Here is a 25,236-nt window from a genome sequence, read left to right on the forward strand (position 1 = left end):
GCAACGCGCGCGGACCGCGGCGGCCCGGAACCGGCCGCCAGACTTATGAGTTCAACCACAGAGCCAATTCAGGGCCGCTGACATTATGGAGAACCGGCGATGGAACCGCGCAGCAAAGAACGAACCGACGACGAGACGGAGAGCCCGACGATCGAGCAGCAGGACTGGGATGCCATCCGGAGCGGGAGAATCCTCCCTGACGGCGTGCCGCAAAACGGCGATATTCGCTATGACGTCGAGAAGAGCGGCGAACTGCCGGAGGAGGACGACGATAACGCTTACCAGGACAGCGACGAGGCCTTGCCGGACGATACCGATGAACGTGTCATTTCGCGCGATCTTGCAAGCGAAGGTGGCCCTTTCGACGAGGAATGAGCCGCCGCCTGCTTTCAATTCGGGAGGTCGAAGAGCGGCTCCTGGCAGCGATAGACCAGACATTGACCGTCGAGCGTCTTGATATACGCGGCGCGCGGCACCTGCGGCCAGTCGCATTCATTGCCGAATTGGCGGACGTAACGGTCGTAGGTGTTCTGGCCGGTGGTGAGCACGACAGAGCGATGCCTCTGGATCAGAAGCTGCGTCTGTTCGCATGTCATCGCGCGGCTGTCCGGCCGCGCGTAGGCCGTCGCGGCAAACAGAAGTGCCCCGGCTGTCAGGACTGCCGCTTGTGTCTGGACCTTGGCAAGCATGACACCATCTCCCATGCCTAACGCGCATCTTGGTCGGGCAGCGCCGGATCGAGCCGCCCTGTCGCGAAAGAAAGATCGTACAGAATGCGAGCAAAAATGCAAAAAGCCCGCCGCACCTTTCGGCGCGGCGGGCTCCAACTGAACGTCACTATTTCGGCGGGCTTGGGCGGCTTATTCCTCCTTCACCGGCCCGAACCGGCGCACGATAACCTCGAAGACGATGTCCGAGATCCACATCGCCGAGACGCCGATGAGGAACGCCGCGGCCAGCGTCGTGGTGTCGTCGTCCGGAGAAGGAATGGGCAGGCCGGCGGCGCGGAAATAATGCACGACCGGCAGCGTCAGATAAGCCGCCGCCAGCGCGCCGCAGATCGGCGAGGCCACCATTTCGCGGACCTTGTAGCGGTGGCGCGACAAGGCCCGCAAAATGCCGCCGGACAGGCCGGCGACCAACACCGGCGCCTTGATGCCCAGGACGTCGAGTAATTCGTGCATCATGGCGTCCACCCGCACCATCTGGCGCCCTGCCCGTTGAACGCGTTCATCTCGTCGAGCTCTGGCCGGGTCATGGCGGCGATCACGGCCGCCGATGGCCGGCGCGGCTGGTTGTGGTCGCACCAGACCTGGCGCGGATTGCCGGCCGGTGCGGTTGTCGCGCAGCCGGCGAGCACCACGCAGAGGATCAGCGCTTTGCCCATTTCTCAGCCTCCGCTCTTGCTGCCGCATCGGCCATGCCGGCGGCCTTGCGCTCTTCGGCGGCGGCCTCGCGCCTCATTTCCAGGCGATCCTCGGCGGCCGCGACTTTTGCCTCGGCCTGTTTGACCGCCTCCTTCTTTGCCCGGTTGATGCCGCCGGCAACGTAAAGGCCGATGCCGCCCGCCACGGCAGCGAATACCGTCATGACGACCCTGTTGCCGATGATGGCGCTGAGAATGCTGAGAAGCGCTGCCATCACAAGTCCTCCGCGCGGCGGCGGCGCAGGAACTCGGTCAAAACGCCGTTGATCACAAGAAACCAGGGGAACCATTCCCCCGGGATAATCGGCGAAAGGACCTGCGGGTCGACATAGGTGACGATAGTCGCGATGACGCCGATGGCCGCCTGAAGCCGCGCCCAGAATATTGTCTCGCTGTCGCGGAAAAAGCTCTTGATCCGGGTCCACATGTCATTTCCTTCCGAATAGCTTGAGGATGGCTGATAATTTGAGGATGGCGGCGATCAGCGCTGCCCAGAGGCCGGGCCTGGCGGCAGCCACGGCAGCCACGGGAGGCACGGGAGGCACGGGAGGCACGGGAGGCACGGGAGGCACGGGAGGCACGGGAGGCACAGAGGGTATAGCGGTCGCTTGGGGAACGGCAATTGGCTTCGCGGGCTCTGGCGGGACTGTGGGGACGACCGCCGACGACACCGGACCGGCAGACGGCCAGGGCGTGTCCTTGATGCGCGACCATTTGCGATAGGCCTCGGCAAGCCTGGTATCGTAGGCGTTCTTGCGATAGCCGGCGCCGTTGTAGCCCTTGGCGAATCCCGACCAGTCATGATTGCGCAGATTGTCGTCGAGCCGCTTCTCGACGATGAAATCGATCGCCGCGCCGAGCTGCAGCGCCTCGTCCGCCATCATCGCCTCGGCCATCGCCTGCACGGTAAGGAAGCCTGCCGCCATGAAATTCTCGCCGAGAACCTGGCCCAAGCCCCATGAGGCCGATTTGAGCGCCGCGGTTTCGTCGATCGCACAAGCTGCCCTGAGCCGTGGGTAGCTATCCCTGGGATAGGGCTTTGCGCCCCACTTCGGATAAGCGAGGCCGGCGGCTACCGCTTGTGCCCGCTTGGCACCCGACAGGTTGCGGTAGAAGACGTGCGGTTCGAACAGGATGACCGGCCGGCCAACGGCGTCGAAGCCATGCCCGCTCGTCTCGACATCGAGGAACGCGTGCATCTCGTCCTCGCCGACGCCGATCCGGGCACCGAGTTTCGGCAAGTCTATATCATCGAGGCGCCTGGCGGCGCCCCTGAACGTCATGTCCATGGGCAGTCCTTTCCGCCCTCGCGGGCAAGGTTTTGAGGTTGAAAAAGCAGATGCGCGGCGGCAAAGCAGAATTTGGCGGCAGCCCGCGCCGATGTGGCAAGGAAGGTTGATGTTTTCGACCCGCCGTGTGAAATGGCCGCGGGATGGTGCACATGTCTGATGATGAACAAACCGCTGCGGCACGCTGGTCGGTGAAGTCCGAGCTCCGCGCCGTCGCTCGCGACAAGCCGTTGCTCGCGGTGCTGGCGGCGATCCTCTGTCTCTATTGTGCGTTTATCGCCGGACCGATCGTCTATGCGGTGCTGGCCATCAACGGCATTGCGGATTTCTTCAAATGAAGCCGGTTCCGGCGATATCGCTGCGGTCCGGCGCGCTGCGTTTTCGGCCCCGAAATTGCTTGGCCTGGATGAAATTGCCTAGCCGGGATGAAACTGTTCCCGTCTATCGTTCGTAGCTTTAGCGGGAGGACACGTGACGATAAGAATCAGGCTTCCGGGCGGCACCTTGAAGATCAAGAAAAGGAGCGAGCTGCGGCGCCGCGAGCAGAACCGCGAGGTGCCGGTTTGGCAGGTCGGCAATTACTTCGTCATCTGGTGGCCGAGCGGCGTGTCCGATCGCCCATCCTCGCCCAGAAAATCCTCGCCCAGGAAATAGCCCGCGCACCCGACGATCCCGACTGGCACTGGCGCCCCCGTGCGGGATCGGGAACCGCCGCGTGCGCCCAAACCTCAAGACCGCTCGACTAGTCCCAGAAATAGTCAGCGGGCAGGCATTGACTCTTCCGCAGCGGAAGGTCTCTGATGCTGCATTGCACAATGGGGTGGCGGAATCGATGGCGGTGCGTATCAGGATGCCTGGCGGCACACTGAAGGTGAAGGTGTACCGCGAATTGCGCGACCGCGAACGCGCCCGCCGCATACCCGTCGTCAAGATCGGCCGGATCTATTTCACCTGGTGGTCGAACCGCCAGCGCCTGATTGATGATCAGTCGCCAGGATGAAGCTCCTTCGGCCGGCCCTGCCCGCCTGGCACCGCGAAGCCTCCGCAGCTCGCAAAATAAGTTGATGATCCTGCTGTTGACTCTTCCGCAACGGAAGGTCTCTACTTACCGCATTGCACACAATTGCTGCGTTGCACAACGGGAGTTGAACCGATGGCAGTGCGTATCAGGTTGCCTGGCGGCACTCTGAAGATGAAGACCTATCGTGAGTTGCGGGCCAGGGAACGCGACCGCCGCGTGCCTGTGATGAAGATGGGCTCGCTGTATTTTGTCTGGTGGTCGAAAAGCCAGGACCCTCACCAGAAGCCGCAGGACAGCAGACGGTAGCCCGCCGGCGCGGTGGGTCTGCGTCGGCGATGAACCCTGACAATTCCGAAATACCGCCCAGTTGTAGGATTTCTGGTCGGCCTGCTGTGCCATTGTTGGTGCGCACAGCATCCCGAGCGGCCCTCGCAGAGCAATTCTTCTGACGTCTTTTCGGCGATTTAAAACGGCGTCCAGACTGGCGGCCGCGGGCGTTTTGCAAGCTTGCAAACCGCCGCCGCTTGTCGCAAATAATTGTCCGCGGGCGGGCGATCAGGAGTCATCCATTGATGAATGTCCAATCGCGCATGCATGCTTTCCTTCGCTCAAGCCCCCTCCGATATTATTTTCACCTCGCAAAGGCTCGCCTTGCCGGGTCTCCGCAATCAGACGAAAGTGTAATCCTGTCGCAGATTGTTGGCCAAAGCCCGAAAACGTTCTTGGAATTTGGTTTCCATCCGACGGAGTACAACTGCATTGGGCTTAGTGAATTCAGGGGTCTGCTCGTCGACGGCGACGCAACGACCGTGCGGTTGGCGCGCTCGCTGCTTCCAAAGCGGATTGAAGTGCGCCAGAGCTTCATTGATCTCAACAACATCGAAAGTCTCGCCACGCATTTCCCGCAACTTGGAGTGCTTTCCGTCGATGTCGATGGAAACGACTACTGGTTTCTGCAAGCCTTGCTGCCAGTGCGCCCGGCCGTCATTGTCGCGGAGTACAATGCCAGCTTCGGGCTCAACCCCGTCACCGTGCCATACGATCCGTCGTTCGATAGGGCCGCAAAGCACGAAAGCGGTTGGTATCACGGCGCCTCGATCACCGCTCTGACGCAGCTCTGCAATAGTCACGGCTACAAACTCGTCGCTGTCTCGGCGGCTGGCGGCAACCTGTTCTTCTTGCCGCAGACTGTGGCCTTGCCCGGACTAGAGCCTGTGGAGGCGTACCGCGAGAGTGCACTTCGCAACGGCTGGTCAGGAACCACGGCGAAGGAGCAATGGGAGCGGATCAAGCACATGCCCTTCGTGACAGTGAGCTAACCGTGTGATGAGCATTAACCCAAAGGCATCATTTCACGACCCGGTCAGGCCGCACCAGGGCGTCAGCAGGGACGTCGGTTCGCACTATGGAACCGGCGGAGATAATCGCCCGATCGCCGATCGTGACACCCTTCATGATCATGGCACTGTTCCCAATCCAGACATCGTCTCCAATCACGATCGGAGCGGAGCGGATGCCAGGGTCGACTCTAGGATGGCCCCGCTTGAAGATGGCTTGCATCTGCGCGAAGCGCTTCTTCGGGTCCATAGGATGCGAGTTGGTGTCGTGGATCGCCACACCCCATGAGACGTGTACCCGCTTTCCGATCTTGATCCCCACCGGGTCTGACGACCAAATCGTCGAGCTTGGGCCAAGATAGAACCAATCATCAATCTTGATCCGACCCTCGTGGGCAAAGACCTGCAAATGCCCATCCAAATGGCTGTCCGCGCCGATTGAGACGCGAGACCGGTCGCCGTGGATATTAAAGATCTCTGCCCCGGCGCCGAACTTCGTGCGCGGCCCGATGACGGCATTCTCCCTAGCGGCGCCCGTGGCGATCCACGACCAAAAGCGGCGGCGAAGAGTGAGAACGGTGGAGAAGACGCGCATTCGCGAACATCTGCCACACAGGACCATTCCAGTCTAGGCTCCGAAGAAGCCCCGGCGCGACAGACATCGGAGTTCCTCAGCGTCGAAAGTTCCGTGACGCAGACTGCCCGCAGCATTCGGATGGAGCTCATCGCCCATGTAAAGCAACGAGGTCAGGTAGCCGATGCCACTCTCACCACCTACGTCGATTAACGGTATGGACAGCAGCTTCGCCACTTCGCGCTCGGCGTTGAAGAACTGGTCCATGGTGTTGCCCTGGCCATTCACCCGACCTATCCGGTGCGTCGCGTGTCCAGGGCCGCCGCTGTAGGTGCCAATCATGACGATCTTGGCGTTCGGCGCACGCGCTCGGATGGCGGCGCACGCCGCCCACAGCGAACCATAGTGAGTGGCGTAGGTCGTGTCGCCGAGAGCGCCCAGGGGCGTCTCCTGCGCGCCAAAGGCGTTCGGGCCCGGCTCCAGGATTACCAACTCCGCGTCGACCGGAATGTTGGTGATCGCATTGGACATTCCGTAGCTCGGATAGGCGGTGGTGCTCAGCCCCAAGGCCGAGCCACTGACGGCTAGATTGGTAGGGACCATACCGGTCAGACCGGCGAGGACGGGAACGTAGTAGGCTCCGGCCGAAATACTAGAGCCGATCAGCGTCAATTTCTTACCAACCAGGGCGGCCGAGCCGTCGTCATATGGATCGCCGCCGATGTTGGCCGGATCCGACAGTAGACCAAGATACAGAGCGCCATTGGCGACTGCCGTCACGCCGGCGCTTTTGGTCCAGGCCGAGTTGGAGAGGTTTTCCGAAGACGAGAAGACATTCGGCCCACCATTGATGCTTAGAGCCGACCTTTGGACATAGAATCCAGACACACCATCGCCGACATACGGGTGACCGCCAGCAGACGGGAAAATACGCTGTTGCCAGTTCGTCGCGGCCGTGGCCGTTGCCGTCTTCGTGACCGTGCATTCGTACCAGCCGTTGCCAAGAGCGACGATGCTCGCGCCCGTGCCGGTCGCAGTCCCGGTGTCGAGATTGAAGGTGCAGTCGAAGATGACGGCGTTGTTGGAGTAGAGATTGAGACGATTGCGTTCGGCCTTTTTGGCGGTGACTTTCCAGACGATATTGTCGCCATTGACCACGGACCTGCCCTGATAAACGGAAGGATTGCCAGAGCCGACCATTTCGACAAGCTTCGACGCCGTCATTCGGCCTCTGACGGTCACGTCGAGGCCATCGACAAGCGGAGGCAGGGAGATCAGCACCGGTTCATAAGGGCTGACCGTGGTGGTAACCGTCACGTTCTGCTTCGTGAAGGCGGCGTTGGCGGGGTCGCTGCTCGGGAACAGGTTAGCCGGCAGGCCCTGCTTGCGCAGCACGATACTGCGAATGTACATACCGCTGGTTCCATCGCCGGTGAACGGAAAAACGCCAGCAGCCGACATGCGTGCCTGCACATTGTTCGTAATATTTGCCGCAGCCAGGACGACAGCCTTGCACTCGTACCAGCCGGAGCCAATATCCGTGATGGCAGCGCTGACGAGGTTCGCGCCAGAACTGCTTGAGACGATACCCTCCTCAAGATTGAAGTTGGCTGTATAGGCCGCACCAGCCCCCGCGTGAATAAGCTGCAGAATGCTTCGCTCTCCAGCTTTGGCAATGGCAATGTGCTCGATCGTGTCGCCCGACACAAAAGAGTAGGATCGATATACAGATGGGCTGACTGATCCGGCCGCCTCAGTTAGCCTGGCGGTCGGAACGCTAAGGCCTTCGATCATTGCAAGGCTATCGACGCTCGAAAGGAGAGCAGCCGTTGCCGCGCGAACGCTCGTATCGGCCGCCACAGGCCCGGCCGTGACATTGTACAGCCCAAGCACACCAGTCGAAACTTCCGTCCAGAAATACTCGCCGACATCGACATTCCTGCCCAGCACCGCCGCTGCGGCGGCGCCGGCGAGCCCTGCCGACGCCGCAAAACTGAACGTCGGCGCCACTGTGTAGGAGCCCGGCGCCGTGATCAGTATCTGCGTCAGCGCGCCGCCCGCCACGACGAAGCGGCCGGCAGCGCCCGAACCGGTCCCGCCGGTAAACGCCAGGTCGAACGTGCCGTTGGCGCCGCCGGAGCCTGGCGTGATCGCACCGTTGCCGGCGACGCCGAAGCCGATTGCCGCCGCAGTCGTCGGGAAAATGCCCTTGCCGTAGAGCGAAGCGTCGCGTGCAGCCTGAGCGCTGATGACGGCGGCCGCGGCCGCGACGGCATCGGAATTGGTGGCAGCCCGGTCGGCTGTGGTTTGTCCGGCATTCGCGGCGGAAGCGGCAGCACTGGCGGTTGCCTGGCCGGCGCTGGCAGCGGCAGCATCCTTCAAGGCCTGGGTTTCATCGCGCAGCGCTTCGACCTCTTCGACCACATCGGCGATGTCGGGCGGAACGGATGCGGCGATGGTGATGGCATCGGCGCCGATGGCCGGCTCGTCGGCCGTGAACTCGAACACGCGGTCGGCGTTGACCGACCCGACCTGGGTGTGAACGGTCGTGCCCTTCTGCAGGGTGCGCGTAGAACGGGCGTCGGCGGCGCGGAACCAGTCGCCTTCGCTCGCCGTGTAGATGCCGTTCTGCGTCGGGTCGGCCTGGTCCTTGACCAGCACGCGGTCGCCGATTTCGGCCGGCACGCCGTCGATGGCCTGCAGGCCGTGCAGGAGGATGTCGGCCGTGGTTGCGAGGCGCACGGGTTCGCGTTCGCCGGTCAGGAGACGAACGGCGGCAGTTGCAGGTCGGGACATGAGGGCTTGCTCCATAAAAAAAGCCCCGCATAAGCGAGGCTGGAAGGGGGTTCGGTGCTGTCGGTGGGAGACTTAAGCTACGCGGCCGGACACCGCGCTATCCGGCGCAGCCGGCGATTTACATTTTCCGGACGGAGAGCGGCAACGCGGTCGAGACTACAGCAGCCCGCCAATGAGCCTTCTTGTGCCCCTCATGGCCGCCAGCCCGCAGGCCATGCCGGCGCAGTCGGCGACCCAGTCGAGGATATCCATATCGCGCGCGATCAGCTGCACGCCCTGAAGCAGCTCGATCGCCGCGCCGGTAATGGCAAGGAGCACGACCAGCCTCGTCTTGTGTTCCGGCCAGCCGAGGCTTCCAAGCGCCGCCAGCACCGCGAACGCCGCGGCGTGGTTGAGCTTGTCGTGCTGGAAGGTGAAGCCCATGTCCAACTCCTGCAGGAAGCGCACCGGCGAAAGCGCGAGCAGGAGGACGCCGGCCAAGGTGAGCAGAAAAACGATCCTTGCCATGGTCGAAAAAGAGTCCGTGCGCAACAGGTCAATCCTTCATCTGAAACAGGAGGCGATCCAGGAGGCACCGCCAAACTGACCGCTCGGCGGTTAGCAGGCCATAAGCCAGGATCGTGACCACAATCAGACCGCCGGCACGTTGCCATCGCCGGCGGGGCGTACTCACCGGTGATCGCGCCAGCACTGATCTGGTCGAGCCGTGCATCACTTTGGGAGCAACGGAAGCACGTTCTCGTCAAGAAACTTCAGACGGCTGCCCAACATTTCGGCGTAGGCAGGGGTCGCCGGCACGTTGACGGGGATAATGTCCGCGACCGACTTTCCCTCTCGCGCGGCTTCGACCCACTCTTCCATGGCGCCTATCTAACCGTCCAGGGCAACATGGGGTGGACGCTGTCTAGATTCGGAGCGGCGTCATTCATGTTGTTCGCCTTCTGCTTTTGCCATCTTCTATTAGCCCAGCGCGCATAATCTCCAGCATCGCTGTGACGCTGTATATGATCGGCCCTGGTAGGGGTAGTATGTTTTGATACATGATCTGCCCCACCGTCGTCTCATCTCGAACATTAGCCTATAATCCTTGCGCACGCCAAAACCGTCGTGACTCGTCTATGCGTTCACTTCCAACCGGACCAAAGCGGAAGTAAACTCCGCTACCATTCAGAATGTGTTTAGGTGATTTTGTCGCGCTTCCATGGCGAAGACTTTGTATCGCGCCACGCACGCCAGCCTAACGGCAAATCCGCCAACTGTGCAACAGTTCCATCAAGCTCGACCACCTCGACCAAGGCCACTAAAATTAGGTCATCTTGATCAACTTCAGCTTCATTTCCGTAGAATTGCCACGACTCATTATCGTCGCCGTCATCATCATGTGACACATACGCAATCCAGCCGCCCCCCTAAATATCTTCCGAGTCGAAATAACGGCTGTGTTTTTTGGGTTTTCGAACTTCCATTCGGTCATATGTCACCTATTTATTCGATTTTTCTATATTCTCAAACCCAGCCGTAAGACGAAGATTTTTATGGCTATTTGATCCTGACGATTTTGTCTTGTCAGCGGGATTAACCGGATCTATGTGATCGATATGAGCTTCATTTTTTGGAGGAGTTACGCCTCTTTTGCTTTTCTTTGCTGGAATTATTTCTATACCACTCTCATCCGATCTAAAAATTCCATCATTCACCATTTTATTTTCCTCGAAAATAGCTATCCTCTGCTTCTTTGTTGGATCCTTGCCGGACGCAACGTTGGGAGGATCTTCCAAATGCGTATAGGGCCTCCTTATTTCTCGGGCCTTGCCGGTCGAGATCGGAATCTCTTCTGCATTGACAGAAACCGGGGGAGCCCCACTATCCAGTACGATATCAGGTTTAGCATTCGCAGAACGCCCGGCAAGCCTTGCCAACACCTGGCTGCCAACTGCACTGAGCCCTTCGGCAAGGACATTGCCGCCCGCCCCCCAAAGCGCGCCGTTGGCAATTCCCCAGGGGACGCTCTGTCCTGTGTTGAAGGCGTATGCCCCGCCATAAGTGCCACCCGCCACACCCCCGACGCCAGTTCGGGCAGCAAGACCGATCAAGCCGTTCTCTGCCGCCGCGCCAACGCTTGCCCGGCCCAGCAAACCGAACAAACTCTCCGCCAGGCCATATCCGCTTAAGCCGGTGCCGAGGGCTTCCGCCGCCCAACCGGCCGAACCGGCCCGGTCCTCGGCGTCCTCGGTCTTGGCCTGTTCATCTTCGAGGAGGTTCTGGTAGTTTCCTCCGGACCAAGCGGAGTCCAGCCCGGCGGAGATCGCATCCGCACCGCCGGCGGCCGCGCCCTTAGCCGTGAGGCGGCCGACATCCGAGAACGCCAAGCCGAATTGCTGTAGCCACGGCATGGTGCTGTACTGGGCTTGGGCCGGATGTTCCCCGATCCACGCCAGCCCGTTCTTGAGCACTGCAACCTGGGCTTCCAACGACTCTGGCGCGACGTTCGGATCTTGGGCGGCCTCGGCTCGCCACTGGGCTTCCGCCGCCACAGAAATCTGTTGGGTTGTCGCCTTGCGGGCATCAGGATCGCGAACCGCCAGGACGATCGAACTCAATTTGGCAAGGCGCTTTTCGAACGGCACACCTTGGTCGATGTATTTCGCCGCCTGCTGGCCAGCTACGGCCCAGGGCATTGGCAGTATTCGGTCGAAGCCCAACTCCTGCTGAGCAGCGACGGCCCAGGTGACGGCAGCCTTATAATCCTCAGGAGCTGTGATCTTATCCCAGTCCGGAGCATGGTTCGGGAACAGTTGGCCGACGTAACCGGCGGGATCGGCGCGCCTGGCACCCAGCACCAATTGCGCGGCGCCGGCCCTTATCTCATATTGCTCCCGCTCTTCCGGCGAGCCGTAGGGGCCGGGTTCAAAATCCCGAATCTGGGCGTGTATCGCCTGGTTCGGGACGGGTCGCATGTCGAAAACCGCGCGGCCGATATCAGCCGTTATGTCGAAGGCTTGGAGACGCTTGCCGCCATCTTCGGCGCCGTACACGGCAGTGAAGTCTTCGGCACCCGGTGTCTTGCCAGAATAGCTGCCGGTATTGGCAATGGCAGCCGGCGCGTTCTGCAAGGCGATGTCGATGTTCGTGCGCGCATCGACCAGGCTTGCCACAGTCGCTACCTGCGCCTTCTGGCCGAGATCCTGAACCGTGTCCGGCGACAAGTCGGCAATCCAGGGTCCTGCGGCAGCCCAAGCCGTATTTCCGACGGGCCCCACGGAACCCGTGCGGATAGGTGTTTCGTCGGACGGAAGGCCACCTACCGGCGCTTCGCGCGTCGCCAGCACGCTGGACCCACTCGCCCGAGGTCCGCCCACAGCTTCGATGGTATCGTCCTTAGTCCTGCCGTCCGTTGAGACCGCCCCAGCCCCCAGCACCTCCGCAGCACCTTTCGGGTCCTTGGCGATCATCGCCTGGACGAGTGCCTTTGCCGTGTTGCTGCGCCAGGCGACCTCGGCGGCCTGGCGGGCCACCGGGTTGCCCATCTTGCCGATCAGGTCGAGCCCGCTCTGCCTGATCGCCTCGAACGTGCCGCTATCGTCCGGGTCGCCCTGCGCGATGGCGCTTGTGTAGCCGTCCTCGACCTTGCTCCACTCGGCCTGCTCATAGTTCTGGCGCCGCGCGTGCTGCTGCGCGGCCATGCGCGCCGAGCCGGCCAGCCGCAATGCCTGCTTTTGGGCGAGGAAATTGGCGCGTTCGCCCTCCGGCACTTTCGCTACGGTGTCGTCGAAGATCTGGTCGAACAGGCCGGGCCTGACGACGCCGTCGCTGCGCGGATCGAGCTGGCCATACATGAAGTCGTGCAGGCCGCCGCCGTCGGCCGGCGCGGTCTGCACCGCCACGGCCTCGGCGTGGGCGATGCGTGCGTTCAGCTCGCGGCCGATAATGTCGGCGTCGAACGCGTCCTGCTGCTGCTTCTGTTGCTTGAAGCGCTCGGCAATCGCCGAGAGCTCGTCGCCAAAGCCTTGCATGGCGGCGCCCACCGGCGAGCCGTCGGGATAGGAGGCCACAGTGCCGGTATCGAGGCGGCGCTGGGCAAGCTGGAGCGGGATGGTGGCCATCAGTAGAGGCCTCCGCCCGGCGCCGGCGGGAAGGCGCTTCTGCCGAACGTCACCGCCTTGGCCGGGTCGTAGAGGCCGGAGATGCCCGACACGAGGTTGCCGCCGGCCTTGAAGATCGAGGCGCCGACCGCCTGCCTGCCGGAAAAGCGCGCAATCGCCGCCTGCGTGGCGAGACCGTTCTGGCGCAGCTGCGAGCCGTACTGGATCGCCTTGAGGTCGAGCTGGCCCTGCCTTGCATTGGCCGCCATCACCTCGGTCGGCGAACCAGAAATAGCGACGCCCGAAGCGCCGGCCTGGGCACGCGCCTGCGCCTGCAGCAGATCCTGCTTGTGGCGCTCCTGGCCCTGCTCGAAGGCCGAGCTTTGAGCGTCGGCCCGCGCCTGCTGTTCATAGGCTTTGGCCTGGTAGTCGGCCATCTGCCTGGACTGCTGGCCTTCCGCCAGCGCGCCGCCGGCCGAAAGCGCCGTACCGATAAGAGCTAGTGTGCACATGGTCAGCCTCGTTCGCTGGCGGGAATGAATTTGCTTTTGATGCCGTCGACCGGCGCACCGATCGAAGGCCGCCGGTCGAGCACGCCGCCCGGGCTGAGGAAGGACAAAAGCAGCCGGTCGGCCTGGATCGCCGGGCGGCTGAGACGCGATGGCGCGGCGGCGCGCGGGCCGGCCATGGCAGTGCGCCGGATGGTGGTCAGGTTGACTCTGACCCCGGCAGCGCCGTCGGCATTGAACAGGCCGTTGGCAGCGATGATGGCGCGGCTCAAGGCATCGGCCGCGAACAGCTCCTGGCGCAGCTGTTCGATCAGCCAGTGGATCGTGCGCCAGCGCTCGCCGAGCGCCTCGGCGTTTGTCCTGACCGCGTCGCCCGGCGCGGGCGTGGCGGCGACGGCTTCGGCGGGGGGTTCGTCCAGGGGGGCGCCAATGCGGCGCTCGTCCGCGTCCTCGATGGTTTTCTCGATCAGCGCGATTTCAGCGTTGCAGTCGTCCAATGCGGCACGCGCCGCCGTCAAATTGCCGGCGCCGAAGATCGCGTCAAACTTTTCCGTTTCCAGCTCGCCCTTGCGGGCGATCGCATCGTTGAGGTCGGTGTCGAGCAAGGCGCGGATGGCAGCGAAATCGGCAGCCGTCCGCGCCTTGCCGAGTTGCTCGGCATGGGTTGGGGTCACGGGTGGGTTCCTTGGTTGGGGAAGCGATGGAAGACGGAGCGGGTGATCTCCCCCCTCGAGGGGGAGATGGCCGGTAGGCCAGAGGGGGTCGTCTCGCGTGTAGCTCCAACCCCCTCAGTTTGCGATAGGAGGCCGCGTCAGGACGTGCCGACCCCCTCTGTCGCCTTCGGCGACATCTCCCCCTCGAGGGGGGAGATCAGCAGTTTCTAAGGCTCGGCGTCGAACACCGGTGTCATCGCCCTGATCGTGCAGGGCGTTGGATTGACGTGGCGGATCTTCACCCGCCCCTGCCCTTCCCAGCTATCGTCGATCGGCACCTCGACATTGCCGGTGAACAATTTCGCCATGCCGTCGGGTGCAACCACGGACGGAATGCGAACCTGCTCCCAGCGGCCGCGGATGAACGACTGGACCTGAAGCCCGGTTGTGTCGGTTTCCAGCAGCGAAAGAATGAGCTTGGCCACCTTCTTGCGCCGCCCGACGATCGATCCGTCGCGGCCGCCGACATCGAGCTCCAGCGTGTTGGCTTCGGACTGGTAGCCGAGCCCGACCTGCCATTTGGCTGCCGTAGCCCCCACCGGGCAGCGAGACCGCGCCAGCGGCCACAGCAAGGCCCTTGTAGACCTTGCCATCGGCCAGGACGTCGGCTGTTTCGCCGTTGAGATGATCAAGCCCCGAGACCGTGCCCACAGCGACGCCGCCATAGGTCAGGCCGCAGTCGACTTCGAATGCATCGCCGATCCCGCCATACTCAAACGGCGCGGTCTTGATTTCGATATAGCGCCTGGTCACGCCGCCGATCGTGCGCTTGACGATCAGCCAGAGATCGTCGTTGCCGTCCTGGCCGGGCGTCACCACGGCGCTTTCGACAACGGCCCAGTTCGATCCTGCGAAGCTTCCGGCGATCTGGTGGATGTGCATGCCGCGAACGTCCTGCGACGGCTGGTGCGTGTAGCCGCCGAGTTCGCCATCCCCGAGCGGGAACCAGAGCAGCGGATCGGGGTCGGTCTGGAAGGCGAGTTCGACGACGCCTTTCTTGGGAATGTGCTCCGATATCTGACCGACATCGTCGGAGGTGAAGCGGCCGGTGGCGTTTTGCGTCAGCTCGGCGATCGATTTGCGGGAGCGGGTGACATAGAGGAACGACTGCCCCGCATCGACGGGACGCAGCGGGGCACAACCGAAAGTCCGGGACCGGCGGTTCTTGAACGAGGACGGCGTCAGCGCCTCGTCGATGCCGGAACCCGACAGCGCCCTCACCCCGCCAAGCGTTCCGATGATCAGCGCACCGTCCGATTCCGCCACCCACGTAATGTCGTTGGCCTGGCCGCCACCTGCCTGCACGAATTCCAGCGCGTCGGTGTCTTTCTCACCGGTGGCGAAGTTGTCGAAATCGCCGGTTTGCGAGGCATAGACCGAGAATTTTCGGCTGAACGCCAGACGCTCCTCGTAAAGCGAACCGCTCTGGACATACTTGCCGGGCACGAACGTGCCGAGACGCCAGCGGATGATCGGGCTGAGATCGGGCAGAGCATGCCCGTACAACTGGACCGTGACCACCGTCGTGCTGGTTCGGGCAACGACCTTGGCCCAGCGCCAGAAGCCATCCGCGCCAAGCAGACGAATGGCGCGGCCGATATCGCTGGTCTGGAAGCCGATGCCGTCGTTGATGCCGACGATCGAGGAGGCCGAGAGATCAAATGGCGTTTGCGACGGCGCGTATTCGTGCAGGGCCAGTTCGGCGATAGCGGTTCCGTCGCTGCCGCCACCTGAAAACAGCAGCTGATAATATTCGTAGGCAACCGTGTTGTTGAAGCCGTCGAAGAAACGGGTTTCCGACTTGGACCAGCCGGTCTCTCCGTCCCGGCTGTCGAGCGTCGTCCAGTCGGTGCCGTTGTGCGAGGCCTGGAATTGCCACTGGGTCGGCGATGCAGTGTCTGAGTGATCATTCGTGGCGGTAATCCAGTAGGCGTCGACCGTCTTGGCCCCGCCGCCGCCGAACTGGTAGCGCAGATACCCGCTCGGAAAGCCCGCTATGTTCTCCCCCTTCTGCTTGTCGCCATCGAACACCTGCCACACGTCGGATGAGCCGTTGCTGTTGCTGACCGTGCCGCTTGGCAGCGTATTCGCGACCATGACCGGCATGGCGTTGCCGGTTGCGGCCGGCGTTAGCGTCGTGGCCGTGGTGTTGATCTTGTCGTATGGGCCGTCGAGAAAGACGAAATCGGCGAGCGTCCAGGTCGTGTGCGCAGTGCGCGTCAGCACTTTGACCGGATGATCCTTGTGGGTGATCCACATCTGGTCTGCCGACTGGACGAATTGCAGGTCGAACAGATCGGCCTCGGGATAAGGCGAAACGACTTCGACCGTGCCGACACGCGCGCCATAGGCATAGACGCGGATGTAGAGATCGCCGAATTCGAGCGCATAGGCCTGATCGGCCGAGAAGATGAACGGGATCAGCCGTGTCGCCTTTGATGAGTCCCTCACCTCCGCGCAAAAATAGGTGCCGCCACGCTTCCTGATACCGCCATGCGGCAGCGTGACGAAGTTCGTGCATTTCGACAGCGCCGCCCGGTAGAGCTCGAGCGAGGCGCGAGCATGCAAGCGGGGAGAAATCTCGCCGCGGATGAAAGCATCCTGGATCGGATAGAGCGTGGTCATCGGCCGACGCCCCGGCTGTCGCCGCGCTGGAAAGCCCAGGACGTCGTGGAAAATCTGCCGCCGCGCTGGATGGCATTGGCCGAGTAGGCGGCGTCCAGCGCCCTGTCATAGGCGCTGCGTGCGACGTCGATCATGCTGGCCTTGTGGGTCAACGGATGCGCGATCTTGATGGCGAGCGCCGCCACCAGCACTTCGGTGAACAGCGCGTCCCAGTCGTTGGGGTCGGTCAGGTTGGCGACATAGCGGATGATGCGCGGGCCGGCCTGATCGGAATAGACCAACCCGGCCTCCTGCCGCCATGAGAGCGGCACGCCATCCGGCTCGCCATTATGGGTCAGCGGCAAGGGCCGCAGGCAATCGGCGGGAAGCTCATAGGCGAAGTTCAGCGTGCCAGCGCCGCTGCCGGTGTCGAAGCCGGCGACCGAGGCCGCCAGGATGGCGAAGACAAAGGCATGCTTGGTCAATTCGGCCTCGCGGGTCAGGTCAAAATGCAGATTGAGCAGGCGCGCCGCCTTGGCATCCTGGTCGAGGCTGTCGATCGGCGCCTCGTCGAGCACGGCGAGCGCCATGTTGGCGATGTCGAGCGGGGTGATGGCCATGGCTCAGCCCTCTGTCTGTATGGTTGGTCGGAGAAAACGGGGCATGGTGCCTCCACGGCAAAAAGCCGCTTCGAAGCGGCTGGGGATTTTTTGTGATTTTGGCTTGGGCGGAACGTTGCACGTCTCGTGCACGGGGGCCGTCACGACGCCACCCGCCCGTCATGAAACGGCGTGGCAGACGCTTCGTCAGCCGTCTTTTTCCCATTCGAGCAAGGAAGACGGCAATGCTTCGGCTATTGCAGTTTCACGACACCGCCGCGCAACGCGGCGATGTCTTGCATGAATTGTGTCAGCCGATGCGTGCGCCGGTCGAGATCCCTGTTTCAGCTGACGTGGCAAAGACGCTTGCTTTCACCCTTCCGGCACCTCCCGCCAAAGCCAAGCCCCTGTCCAGGGCATCCTGAAGACTTGGCGTGTAGTAGGCGGTGTCTTCCAGGCCGCTGAAGAAGTTTATGCGATGAACTTCCCCCTTCTTACTCATGACAATGCCCGCTTTTCGGAGCACTTCCTGAACTGTTTTGTACTTCATGTTCATGGTGACCTCCCTTACCAAGACAAGGCAGCATCGCCCTTTCTTGTAACTGTTTGGTGCCGTCGATTGGCCAAAGGGCAACATGAATGTTGTAGCGAACGCCAAAATTCACATCACTCCGACGCAGCGCAGCGGGTGAACTTGCGGGTCGCCACGGTGGCCGACCTGGTGTCCCGAAGGGGCGGACGTCTGACGCCCGCCCCTTCGCCCGATCAGGCCTCGGTCGTCTTCAGCGCGATGAACGTCATGTGCTTGACGCTCGACGCCGTGCGGTCCCAGTTTGCCGCCAGTGCCAGCTCGGCATCGGTGGCGAATTCGCCGGCCGAGGACGCATCGAGGAAGCGGGTGCCCGGCACATGCGGCACGAAATGCCGGCGGCCGACCATTTCGGTGACACCACCGCCATGGCCCTGCCGCGGCTTGCGGTCGAACTCGAGCGGCCCGCCTTCGGTGTTGACCGGCAGCTCGTTCCAAAGGATCGCCTGGTCCTTGAACATGAACGCCGTGTAGACGCCGCCGGCAACCGGAATGTCGTCATCGACGACGGCCCTGAGCCCCATGTAATAGGGGATCAGCGGCCCGCCCTGCTCGGACGACGGCACATAGTCGATGAGGTCGGCGAGCTTCAGCGCCTTCATCTGTTTCGAATGCATCCAGATCGTCTTGAACTTGTCGGCGCGGTCGCCCATCAGATAGGCGGCCTCGATGATGTCGGTGTCGACGATGGAGGCGCCGGTGACGCGCACCAGGTCACTGCCGTCATTGGCGATGTTGTCGGCCAGCACGCCTTTCAGTATGCCCAGCAGCGTCAGCTTGTTGGCGCGCTGCCAGCAGTCGGTCTGGCGGCGCACGATAAGCTTCTGCGGATCGTCGCCGGCAAGGATCGAGGTCAGATCCGGGATGCCCCAGGCCTGCGCACGCACATTGCGGGCCGCGACTTCGCGGCGCGCACCGATCTTCTTCATCTCGATCGAGTCGGCCGGGTCGTCATTGACCGGCTCGGACGGATCGTTGCCGAGGTCCTTCCAGCCGGGCATGTCGACGGAACGTCCGCCCAGGCTGAGCTTCGAGGCGATCGACGGGTCGGAAAACAGGATCCCGGCCTGGTAAATCTCCAGCGACTGGACGTGCTCCTCGAACGAGTATTGCGCATAGACGGACGGAACGATCGCGTCCGCGATACGGGTATAGGCGTCTGCCATTTTTGTCTTCCTTCAGGTTTGGGTTAAAGAGGATTGTTGGGCATCCACAGGTCGGGATTTTCGCCGGCCTGGCGTGCCAGCCGCCGGGCGCGGGCGGGGTCGCTTTTGACGAGCGCCGAGATGCCAGTCAGGTTGCGCTCGCCGGCGGCATTGCGCTTGAAGGGATTGCCTCCGCTCAAGGCAGCATTGCCGTCGATCGTGTCTTCGCGGAACATCGCCTCGCCGATGGCGTGGAACGCCTTGGCGATCTGCGGGTCGGTCAAGGCGCCGTCCGGCAGAAGGATACCCTTCGCCTTGTAGGCATTGACCAGTCCGAGCTTTTTCATCGCCCGGTTGGCGACCTCAAGCTTCTGGCGAAAGCCATCGCTGCCGGTCGGTCCCCAATCCCTGACGAGGTCGTCATGCGTCGTCTCGACCGAGCGGGCAAGGGCGATCTGCTGTGCCTTGGCCTGCTCGGCCATGTAGCCGACGAAGCGGTCGTGATAGGCCTGTGCGACCTTCGGGGTAGCACCTGCCTCGACCGCCCAGGCCTTGGACGCATTGGCGAGCTCGTCCGAATAGGCGAAGTTTTCGGGGAGCCCGTCGGGGCGCCGGTACTCGACCTTCTCGGGTGAGGTCAGCGGACGCATCGCCTCGGGCAGCCGGGCATGGAACCTGTCCCAGTCTTCCGCGGCTGCATCGGCTGCCGGAACGCGCAGGCTCTCGCCCTGCTGCCGCTCCAGCTCCGCATAGGAGGCGAAGACCCGATCGAGGCTTTCAGGCTTGGTCCAGCCCTTGGTTTCAGCAAGCTTGCGGTTGCCTTCGGAAAGACCGTCAAACCAGCTTTTGGCCGCAGGCGGGGCGGACCCGTTGTCCCCGTTGGCCGGTGGCCGTGCAAGGTTGCCCGCCGGTGGCGCCGCCACCACGGACCCGGCGTCTGCCAGATCTGTCATGAGAAGATTCCTTTTGTTACAGAATTAAGGCCGGTGATGAGAGCACTGGCGGCGAAGCTTGGTATCTCCCCCCTCGAGGGGGAGATGGCCGGCAGGCCAGAGGGGGTAGCGGCGCGTGGAGCGCCGACCTCATCTGTCGCCGGGCGTCGCGCCCGGTCGAACCGACCCCCTCTGTCGCCTTCGGCGACATCTCCCCCTCAAGGGGGGAGATTAGCGCCTACGCATTATCGCCCCAGTTCTCCCAGAGCAGCGTCATGGTGCCCGTAACGGCAATCGTGCCGTCGGCGTCGATATCGGTGCCGGTCGCAAACGCCAGGTTGAGATAGAGGTCGACCGGCGTCGCGGTGCCGTCGAGCGTCAAGGCTGCGGCAACATCGGCAATCGACGCGCTCGACGGCGCGGCACCGGCGCCATCCAGCGTGCGGCCGGTGGCGCCCAGCACATTGACCATGGTGCCGGCAAGCACCGCGCTCGATGCTGCCGTCGAGCCGAGCGACCAGGTCAGCGCGGCATTGTCGTTGATGGTCGACGCGCGGGTAGTCAGCACGGCGAACTGCAGTCTTGCCGTGCCGCCCCTGATGCGGATCTTGCCATCGAGAAAGTCGAAGAGCTTCTGGCTGGCAAAGCCCTGCGCATCGGTGACCGGCACCGGCATGGCATTGAACGAAAAGACGGTGCGGTAGGCGCCGCCCTGTCCGGTCGTCCTGGCTATCAGCCCTGCCCTGGGTGGGGCAAGGCCGGCTTCTCTGGCGGCGGCACGCGAAAGCGTCCGGGCAAGACCTCGGGTCATTTGATTTCTCCATTCTTGCGGGATTGAAAACGGGGTCGGCTGGGCCGCCGCACACAACAGCGGCAAAAGCTCATGGACATTTGGATTTATGTGTATTTATACACAACATGAAGGGCGCCGATGTCATCCACAGGCTGTTGGCGGATGGCTGGTACGAAGTGGCTCGAAAAGGAAGTCACGCCCAGTTCAAGCACAAATCCAAGCCGGGCCAGCTGACAGTTCCGCATCCCAAGCGCGACATCCCGATCGGCACTCTCAAGAGTATTGAAAAACAATCCGGCGTGAAGCTGAGGTAGAGAAATGCGGAACTATATCGGATTGATCCACAAGCAAGCGGACAGCGACTTCGGCGTCTCCTTTCCCGATTTTCCGGGCCTGGTGACAGCCGGCGTCAACCTGGATGATGCCCGTGCCATGGCCGGGGAAGCACTGGCCTTTCATGTCGAGGGGCTGGTCGAGGATGGCGAGGCCATTCCCGAGCCGTCATCCCTGGAGGAAGTGATGTCGGACAAGGACAATCTGAGCGGTGTCGCCATCCTGGTTCCCTTGAAAGCTGAAGCTGCGAAGGTCGTGCGTGTCAACGTCACCATTCCGGAAGATGTCCTCGATCAGATTGACCGATATGCGGAGCGCCACGGCTACAGCCGATCCGGATTTCTGGCCGCTGCGGCGAAAAAGGTAATGCAGATCGAGGCGGCGTAGCGCCCTGGAAGGCGCGACTGGAGATGAAGCTCTTTGGGTCTTGTTCGGTTACTTTCTTTGCGGATCAGGCCGTCAGACAAAAACAACCATGTCTTATTTCGTGAGGCACGGTGCCTATGTTCCGCCGCAAATGCGACCGTACTTGGCAAAATCGGCCCGTGTATTAGTTCATAGGTTTCAAGGGAGTACCAGACGATGACCATGTCCAGAGCCATTGCCGCCATGCTCGTGACCGCCGCATTGGCAGGCTGTGCGCAGACCGAAGCACAGCAGAGAACCAGCACTGGCGCGCTGCTCGGCGCCGGCGCCGGCGCGCTTGCCGGCCAGGCGATCGGCGGCAACACCAAGAGCACGGTCATCGGTGCCGGAGCCGGCGCCCTGCTGGGCGCCGTCGTCGGCAACGCCACCACGCCGCAGCCGCGCAGCGAACAGCTTTGCCGCTATCAGGATCGCACCAGCGGCCGCATCTACACCGCCCCCTGCGACGACCGGTATTATAACGGCGATTATTGATTGGTCCCTTCTCCCCGTTCCATGGGGAGAAAACTCTGAAATGCCGGCTCCGCTCCTCACCAGCCCGCCGGTATCCTCTCCCCGTAGAACGGGGAGAGGGCGCAGCGTCAGCCTCGCGCATCCGTTTCCCCCGATGATTTGGTCCTTCCGCTGATTAGCGGTCAGCGCTATCGTCCAGGGCTACCCACGGGGGCGGGCAATGCGGACTATTGCAACATTGAGGCCGGCGATCCTGCGCCTCATAATCCTTTTGTCGCTTTGCTTGTTTGCAATGGAGCCAGTGAACTCAAAAGATGGCGACGTCTTCATATGTTCAGTAAGCGACTTCCACACATGGTCCGACATACCGTCATCAGATGACTCGGGATTCGTCGCAGCTAACAAGGCCAGGAAATTTGATATCCAAGAATTTGCCGATCACTTCATTGTAACCAGCAAATCGGGCACGTTCAAACCATCGTCAACGAAATACGATATCTTCCGACGAAACGTATATCAGATCGCTGCATTTGACAGCACGACATTTATGCTCGACACCTTCGTTATGAGGACAGCAAATATTGAAGGTCCTCCGACCAAGGCGCGGGTCACGCTACAAACTCCAACATATCTGAACACGTGGTATTTGGACTGCACCTTGCAGAATTGATGCCCGCAGAACCGATGGCTATTCGCGTTCAGGTTTTGCAGTCCATCAGCTAAATCTCTGACGTGCGAAGTCACTAGGATCATTCAATCCTTTTCCGGCTCGTCGAATGAATGAATCCCGGCCGACTCATTGCCGAGGCGCTCAAACACGTCTAGCGCCCGCTCTGAAACAACAAGCGTGTGGTTCGAAGCCATGCCGAAGTCATCATGTCCTGGCTGCCCATGGATCTTTATCCAGACGAAGGTTGGAAGTTCTGTTTCTGGCTGCAGCCGATGAAACAACTCCGAAGCAGTAACCTCGACGTCGGCAAACGTCGCCCCTGAAACTCGCATCTTCAGCAGCTCCAGCTCGGCTTCTTTGGTGACAAGATAACAGGGAAAACTCCTTATCAGGACATCACCTATCCAAACGTCAATCTCGTAGTGAAGTTTGCGCACAATCGGCGGGTGAACGCGGTTATCGAGAACCGTATTTTTGCCAAAATCACCAGCAACAAATGGCTCTACATAATAATAATCCATTTTTTCACCTATATTTTCCGACAGGCGGCACGAAATGATGGCCATATTTCTTATCCATCATTGTAGGATGATCCAGAATCTGCTGCTCCGTTGGATACGGGTACTTTTCATAGAATTTGTCATTTTCGCCCCTAATGATAACAAGATGCAGAATATCGTTTAAATCCTTAGGGATCCCGCGGAGATTTTCTATCGAATTGATCTTTTTCTTCGATAGGAAATTTAGAAGCCTCTTAAGTAATTGCTGCTCAGCCGGATGACGAATTACTACATCCTCGATGTTCACGTCGGGGTTCGCCTGAGCATACGCTTTCCTAAAGCCCCTACGCCTCCAGCCTCGCCGCCTTCTCCAGCGCAGCCAACTGCGCCTCGTCCAGCATCAAAAACCCCATAATATGCTGCACCACTTCGGCCCGCGCGTTGCTCAGCGCGCTGTGCAGCTCGAAGCCGTTCGGCGTCTTGGTCTTGGCCAGCCACTCGCCATAGGACGGGCGGCGGTAATAGCCGGTTGCGGCCGCCAGGTCGGCCAGCACCATTTCGCCGTCCTGGCCCGAGAACACCCTGAGATAGGCCTTGGCCAGGGCATCCCGCGCCTTGGCCGGGCCGCCGGCCTGGCTGGAATGGGCGAAGCGTTTGCCGCTCATGCGCCCTGCCCACCCGAAGCATCTTGCACAGCCTGCGGCATCAGCCCGCCGAGCCCATCGAGCAGGCCGCTGTCGCGCGCCTGCACTGCCGCCGGCACGGCATCCCTGGCGACCTTGCCCGCGGCAGCCATCGCCGCCATGCCGGCCTGTTCTTGCTGTGCCTTGGCGCGGGCATCGCGGATGCCCGCCACCTCGTCCTGGCGGCGAAAAATGCGCTGCGGGCTGCGGCCGGCGCCCTGCACGATCTTCAGCGCCGCGTCGCCGTCGATATTGTCCATCACGCCGGGATCGAACTGCGCCATCTGCATGGCGGTGGTGACAACCTGGATGGTGTCGCGCGCCTCGGCCGAACGGCGCAGCACGTCGAGCGGGCCGGTGAAGGTCGGCCGCAACGCCTTGCCGGCAAGGCTCGCCGGCGGCAGGAAGCGGCTATCTTCCTCGAAAAGTCCCTTGTCCTCGAGAATGCCCAGCTCGCGGTCGAGATTAGAGGCAAAGCCGGCCTGAATGATCGAGCCGGACGGCCCGAGCAGCGCGCCCTTCTCCTCTTGCCGGATCAAGGCCTCGGTCGCCGTCATCTGCGGGTTCTGCACCAGCGTTTGAAACAGGTTGACGAACATCATGTCGCGGATCTCCTCGGCCCGGCTGTCGGCATAATTGAAGGCATAGGTCGGGTTCTGTCCGGTGGCGATCGGCGCGATCAGCGGCCGGCCGGCATCGTCGATCAGCCCGGGATAGTTCTCGCCGGGATTGAGCACCGGCACATAGTCGAGCCTTGCCTTGGAGGCGGTCGCCGGATCGGTGATCTGCTGCAAGGCGCGCAGGCCGGAGCGCCGCACGGCGTTCTCCTCGCGCACCGTCGTCAGCGCCTCGATGGTCGGCGAGATGCCGTAGGGATCGCCCTCGTAGCGGCGCCAGTTGAAGCATGACACCGGGAACGAGCGAAAACCGCTTTCCCTGACGATCGCCTCCTCGTCCTCGATCACATGATAGGAAGCGAACGCGGTATCGAGATACTGGTAGGAGCCGCTCAGACTGTACATCTTGCGCTCGTCGCGCGGCTGGATGCACTGGATTAGCGAGATCTTGGTCTCGCATTTGGCGGGGTCGTCGACCAGAATCTTGATCCGCGCCGGCAGTCTGTCATAGCCGAGCAGTTGCGCCGCCTGTCTTGCCGTGCGCTCGTAGCGGCGGTGGAAAATATCGACCTGGCCCCAGCGGTTGCGTGAGAGATAGCCTTCGACCACTGGGATCGAGGCATAGCGGATCAGCGTGCCGCCAAAACCTTCCTCGGCATAGAGATAGGCCGGGCCATAGCGCACGACATTGCGCAGGCAGGCCTGCGTTGCCGGCACGAAATTGGAATTGGCGGAGTATCGCAGCGAGAACAGGAAGTCGCGCAGCGCTTCCGCCCATTCCTTCTCCTCGTCGGTTTCTTGGTCGTTGATGGCCGCGGTCGACAGCCCATGCCATTTCTCCGACTGCGGGATGATCAGGCTTTCCAGCCCGGCGGCCAGCCGGTTGGCGGCCGAGTTGATGGTATTGGCGTAGACACGCGCACCGCGCCGCTCCTGCCGCTCGGCCTGCGAATCGACGCCGGCCTGACGGCGGCCACTCCACATGTCGGGCGCGTCGGGATCGCAGAATTCGGACACCGCCTCCCAGACATGCTCGTACTGGCTGCGCTCGCTCTCCAGTTCAGCCTGTCGCGACAGGATATCGCGAGCACGGGAATCGCTCATGGTCAGCCTCGCTTGATGGGTGAATGGGAAAAGAAAGATGG

33 protein-coding genes are annotated in these 25,236 nt (G+C 62.0%); 9 read left to right on the forward strand and 24 right to left on the reverse strand.

Annotated elements, in window-relative coordinates; genetic code table 11:
* Window positions 1-99 precede the first annotated feature (99 nt).
* Window positions 100-375 (forward strand): hypothetical protein, encoded by a 276-nt coding sequence (locus NKJ81_RS16990; protein WP_352541122.1) that lies wholly within the window; start codon window positions 100-102, stop codon window positions 373-375.
* 14 nt (window positions 376-389) lie between these two features.
* On the opposite strand, the gene NKJ81_RS16995 is transcribed toward NKJ81_RS16990, so the two are convergent.
* From NKJ81_RS16995 to NKJ81_RS17020, 6 genes are all read right to left on the reverse strand, one after another.
* Complete coding sequence (locus NKJ81_RS16995; protein ID WP_352503641.1) at window positions 390-689, reverse strand: hypothetical protein; 300 nt, start codon at window positions 687-689, stop codon at window positions 390-392.
* Window positions 690-860: 171 nt separating this feature from the next.
* Window positions 861-1,184: a hypothetical protein gene (locus NKJ81_RS17000; RefSeq protein WP_036245970.1), complete on the reverse strand. Its 324-nt coding sequence runs from the start codon at window positions 1,182-1,184 to the stop codon at window positions 861-863.
* Window positions 1,184-1,387 carry a hypothetical protein gene (locus NKJ81_RS17005; protein ID WP_352541123.1) on the reverse strand — a complete coding sequence of 68 codons (204 nt, stop codon included), beginning with the start codon at window positions 1,385-1,387 and terminating at the stop codon, window positions 1,184-1,186. The genes NKJ81_RS17000 and NKJ81_RS17005 overlap by 1 nt, the downstream gene beginning before the upstream one ends.
* Window positions 1,372-1,641 (reverse strand): hypothetical protein, encoded by a 270-nt coding sequence (locus NKJ81_RS17010; RefSeq protein WP_352503640.1) that lies wholly within the window; start codon window positions 1,639-1,641, stop codon window positions 1,372-1,374. The genes NKJ81_RS17005 and NKJ81_RS17010 overlap by 16 nt, the downstream gene beginning before the upstream one ends.
* Window positions 1,641-1,853: a hypothetical protein gene (locus tag NKJ81_RS17015; RefSeq protein ID WP_352503639.1), complete on the reverse strand. Its 213-nt coding sequence runs from the start codon at window positions 1,851-1,853 to the stop codon at window positions 1,641-1,643. The genes NKJ81_RS17010 and NKJ81_RS17015 overlap by 1 nt, the downstream gene beginning before the upstream one ends.
* A 1-nt stretch (window position 1,854) precedes the next feature.
* Window positions 1,855-2,715, reverse strand: coding sequence for an N-acetylmuramidase family protein (locus tag NKJ81_RS17020; protein ID WP_352541124.1), 861 nt, complete (start codon window positions 2,713-2,715; stop codon window positions 1,855-1,857).
* 152 nt (window positions 2,716-2,867) lie between these two features.
* On the opposite strand from NKJ81_RS17020, the gene NKJ81_RS17025 reads away from it, so the two are divergent.
* The 5 genes from NKJ81_RS17025 to NKJ81_RS17045 all read left to right on the forward strand — a co-directional run bounded on the left by NKJ81_RS17025 (window position 2,868) and on the right by NKJ81_RS17045 (window position 5,055).
* Window positions 2,868-3,053: a hypothetical protein gene (locus NKJ81_RS17025; RefSeq protein WP_352474196.1), complete on the forward strand. Its 186-nt coding sequence runs from the start codon at window positions 2,868-2,870 to the stop codon at window positions 3,051-3,053.
* Between the two features lie 133 nt (window positions 3,054-3,186).
* On the forward strand, window positions 3,187-3,369 hold the full coding sequence (locus tag NKJ81_RS17030; protein ID WP_352491000.1) for a hypothetical protein: 183 nt from the start codon (window positions 3,187-3,189) through the stop codon (window positions 3,367-3,369).
* A gap of 178 nt (window positions 3,370-3,547) precedes the next feature.
* Window positions 3,548-3,715 carry a hypothetical protein gene (locus tag NKJ81_RS17035; protein ID WP_023675755.1) on the forward strand — a complete coding sequence of 56 codons (168 nt, stop codon included), beginning with the start codon at window positions 3,548-3,550 and terminating at the stop codon, window positions 3,713-3,715.
* A gap of 153 nt (window positions 3,716-3,868) precedes the next feature.
* A complete protein-coding gene (locus tag NKJ81_RS17040) occupies window positions 3,869-4,042 on the forward strand; it encodes a hypothetical protein (RefSeq protein WP_352452704.1) in 174 nt (57 codons plus the stop codon).
* Between the two features lie 266 nt (window positions 4,043-4,308).
* Window positions 4,309-5,055 (forward strand): hypothetical protein, encoded by a 747-nt coding sequence (locus NKJ81_RS17045; RefSeq protein ID WP_352474245.1) that lies wholly within the window; start codon window positions 4,309-4,311, stop codon window positions 5,053-5,055.
* Between the two features lie 28 nt (window positions 5,056-5,083).
* On the opposite strand, the gene NKJ81_RS17050 is transcribed toward NKJ81_RS17045, so the two are convergent.
* From NKJ81_RS17050 to NKJ81_RS17115, 14 genes are all read right to left on the reverse strand, one after another.
* Window positions 5,084-5,668: an acyltransferase gene (locus tag NKJ81_RS17050; protein ID WP_352458146.1), complete on the reverse strand. Its 585-nt coding sequence runs from the start codon at window positions 5,666-5,668 to the stop codon at window positions 5,084-5,086.
* Between the two features lie 33 nt (window positions 5,669-5,701).
* Entirely contained in the window at window positions 5,702-8,155 is a 2,454-nt protein-coding gene (locus tag NKJ81_RS17055) for an SGNH/GDSL hydrolase family protein (RefSeq protein ID WP_352541125.1), read from the reverse strand.
* Window positions 8,156-8,599: 444 nt separating this feature from the next.
* Window positions 8,600-8,950: a hypothetical protein gene (locus NKJ81_RS17060; RefSeq protein WP_352541126.1), complete on the reverse strand. Its 351-nt coding sequence runs from the start codon at window positions 8,948-8,950 to the stop codon at window positions 8,600-8,602.
* A 671-nt stretch (window positions 8,951-9,621) separates the two neighbouring features.
* Window positions 9,622-9,831 (reverse strand): hypothetical protein, encoded by a 210-nt coding sequence (locus tag NKJ81_RS17065; RefSeq protein ID WP_352541127.1) that lies wholly within the window; start codon window positions 9,829-9,831, stop codon window positions 9,622-9,624.
* A 93-nt stretch (window positions 9,832-9,924) separates the two neighbouring features.
* Window positions 9,925-12,546, reverse strand: coding sequence for a hypothetical protein (locus NKJ81_RS17070; protein WP_352541128.1), 2,622 nt, complete (start codon window positions 12,544-12,546; stop codon window positions 9,925-9,927).
* Window positions 12,546-13,037: a hypothetical protein gene (locus NKJ81_RS17075; RefSeq protein WP_352541129.1), complete on the reverse strand. Its 492-nt coding sequence runs from the start codon at window positions 13,035-13,037 to the stop codon at window positions 12,546-12,548. Before NKJ81_RS17075 ends, NKJ81_RS17070 begins: the two co-directional genes overlap by 1 nt.
* A gap of 2 nt (window positions 13,038-13,039) precedes the next feature.
* Window positions 13,040-13,708: a hypothetical protein gene (locus tag NKJ81_RS17080; protein ID WP_352541130.1), complete on the reverse strand. Its 669-nt coding sequence runs from the start codon at window positions 13,706-13,708 to the stop codon at window positions 13,040-13,042.
* A gap of 206 nt (window positions 13,709-13,914) precedes the next feature.
* Complete coding sequence (locus NKJ81_RS17085; RefSeq protein ID WP_352541131.1) at window positions 13,915-14,055, reverse strand: hypothetical protein; 141 nt, start codon at window positions 14,053-14,055, stop codon at window positions 13,915-13,917.
* Window positions 14,009-16,372 (reverse strand): phage tail protein, encoded by a 2,364-nt coding sequence (locus tag NKJ81_RS17090; RefSeq protein WP_352541132.1) that lies wholly within the window; start codon window positions 16,370-16,372, stop codon window positions 14,009-14,011. The genes NKJ81_RS17085 and NKJ81_RS17090 overlap by 47 nt, the downstream gene beginning before the upstream one ends.
* Window positions 16,369-16,971, reverse strand: a complete 603-nt coding sequence (locus tag NKJ81_RS17095) for a phage connector family protein (RefSeq protein WP_352541133.1) — start codon at window positions 16,969-16,971, stop codon at window positions 16,369-16,371. The genes NKJ81_RS17090 and NKJ81_RS17095 overlap by 4 nt, the downstream gene beginning before the upstream one ends.
* 289 nt (window positions 16,972-17,260) lie before the next feature.
* The gene (locus NKJ81_RS17100) at window positions 17,261-17,506 is read right to left on the reverse strand and encodes a hypothetical protein (protein ID WP_352472067.1); all 246 of its coding nucleotides are present in this window, start codon (window positions 17,504-17,506) and stop codon (window positions 17,261-17,263) included.
* A gap of 209 nt (window positions 17,507-17,715) precedes the next feature.
* Window positions 17,716-18,705, reverse strand: a complete 990-nt coding sequence (locus NKJ81_RS17105) for a Coat protein (protein WP_352541134.1) — start codon at window positions 18,703-18,705, stop codon at window positions 17,716-17,718.
* Between the two features lie 23 nt (window positions 18,706-18,728).
* Window positions 18,729-19,637 (reverse strand): hypothetical protein, encoded by a 909-nt coding sequence (locus NKJ81_RS17110; RefSeq protein WP_352541135.1) that lies wholly within the window; start codon window positions 19,635-19,637, stop codon window positions 18,729-18,731.
* A 217-nt stretch (window positions 19,638-19,854) separates the two neighbouring features.
* Window positions 19,855-20,427: a hypothetical protein gene (locus NKJ81_RS17115; RefSeq protein WP_352541136.1), complete on the reverse strand. Its 573-nt coding sequence runs from the start codon at window positions 20,425-20,427 to the stop codon at window positions 19,855-19,857.
* Window positions 20,428-20,534: 107 nt separating this feature from the next.
* On the opposite strand from NKJ81_RS17115, the gene NKJ81_RS17120 reads away from it, so the two are divergent.
* The 3 genes from NKJ81_RS17120 (at window position 20,535) to NKJ81_RS17130 (ending at window position 21,642) form a co-directional block, all read left to right on the forward strand.
* The gene (locus NKJ81_RS17120) at window positions 20,535-20,723 is read left to right on the forward strand and encodes a type II toxin-antitoxin system HicA family toxin (protein WP_352541137.1); all 189 of its coding nucleotides are present in this window, start codon (window positions 20,535-20,537) and stop codon (window positions 20,721-20,723) included.
* Between the two features lie 4 nt (window positions 20,724-20,727).
* On the forward strand, window positions 20,728-21,129 hold the full coding sequence (locus NKJ81_RS17125) for a type II toxin-antitoxin system HicB family antitoxin (RefSeq protein ID WP_352541138.1): 402 nt from the start codon (window positions 20,728-20,730) through the stop codon (window positions 21,127-21,129).
* A 195-nt stretch (window positions 21,130-21,324) separates the two neighbouring features.
* Window positions 21,325-21,642 (forward strand): YMGG-like glycine zipper-containing protein, encoded by a 318-nt coding sequence (locus NKJ81_RS17130; RefSeq protein ID WP_352453776.1) that lies wholly within the window; start codon window positions 21,325-21,327, stop codon window positions 21,640-21,642.
* Window positions 21,643-22,374: 732 nt separating this feature from the next.
* On the opposite strand, the gene NKJ81_RS17135 is transcribed toward NKJ81_RS17130, so the two are convergent.
* Genes NKJ81_RS17135 through NKJ81_RS17150 form a run of 4 tightly spaced genes read right to left on the reverse strand, consistent with a single transcriptional unit; the run spans window position 22,375 to window position 25,195 of the window.
* The gene (locus NKJ81_RS17135; RefSeq protein WP_352541139.1) at window positions 22,375-22,857 is read right to left on the reverse strand and encodes a hypothetical protein; all 483 of its coding nucleotides are present in this window, start codon (window positions 22,855-22,857) and stop codon (window positions 22,375-22,377) included.
* Window positions 22,817-23,098 (reverse strand): hypothetical protein, encoded by a 282-nt coding sequence (locus tag NKJ81_RS17140; protein ID WP_352541140.1) that lies wholly within the window; start codon window positions 23,096-23,098, stop codon window positions 22,817-22,819. Before NKJ81_RS17140 ends, NKJ81_RS17135 begins: the two co-directional genes overlap by 41 nt.
* Window positions 23,099-23,135: 37 nt before the next feature.
* Entirely contained in the window at window positions 23,136-23,456 is a 321-nt protein-coding gene (locus NKJ81_RS17145; RefSeq protein ID WP_352541141.1) for a Bbp19 family protein, read from the reverse strand.
* Window positions 23,453-25,195, reverse strand: a complete 1,743-nt coding sequence (locus tag NKJ81_RS17150; RefSeq protein ID WP_352541142.1) for a portal protein — start codon at window positions 25,193-25,195, stop codon at window positions 23,453-23,455. Before NKJ81_RS17150 ends, NKJ81_RS17145 begins: the two co-directional genes overlap by 4 nt.
* Window positions 25,196-25,236 lie beyond the last annotated feature (41 nt).

Origin of the sequence: Mesorhizobium sp. M0018, assembly GCF_040323955.1 — a bacterium.
In the GTDB taxonomy this organism is placed as follows: Bacteria; Pseudomonadota; Alphaproteobacteria; order Rhizobiales; family Rhizobiaceae; genus Mesorhizobium.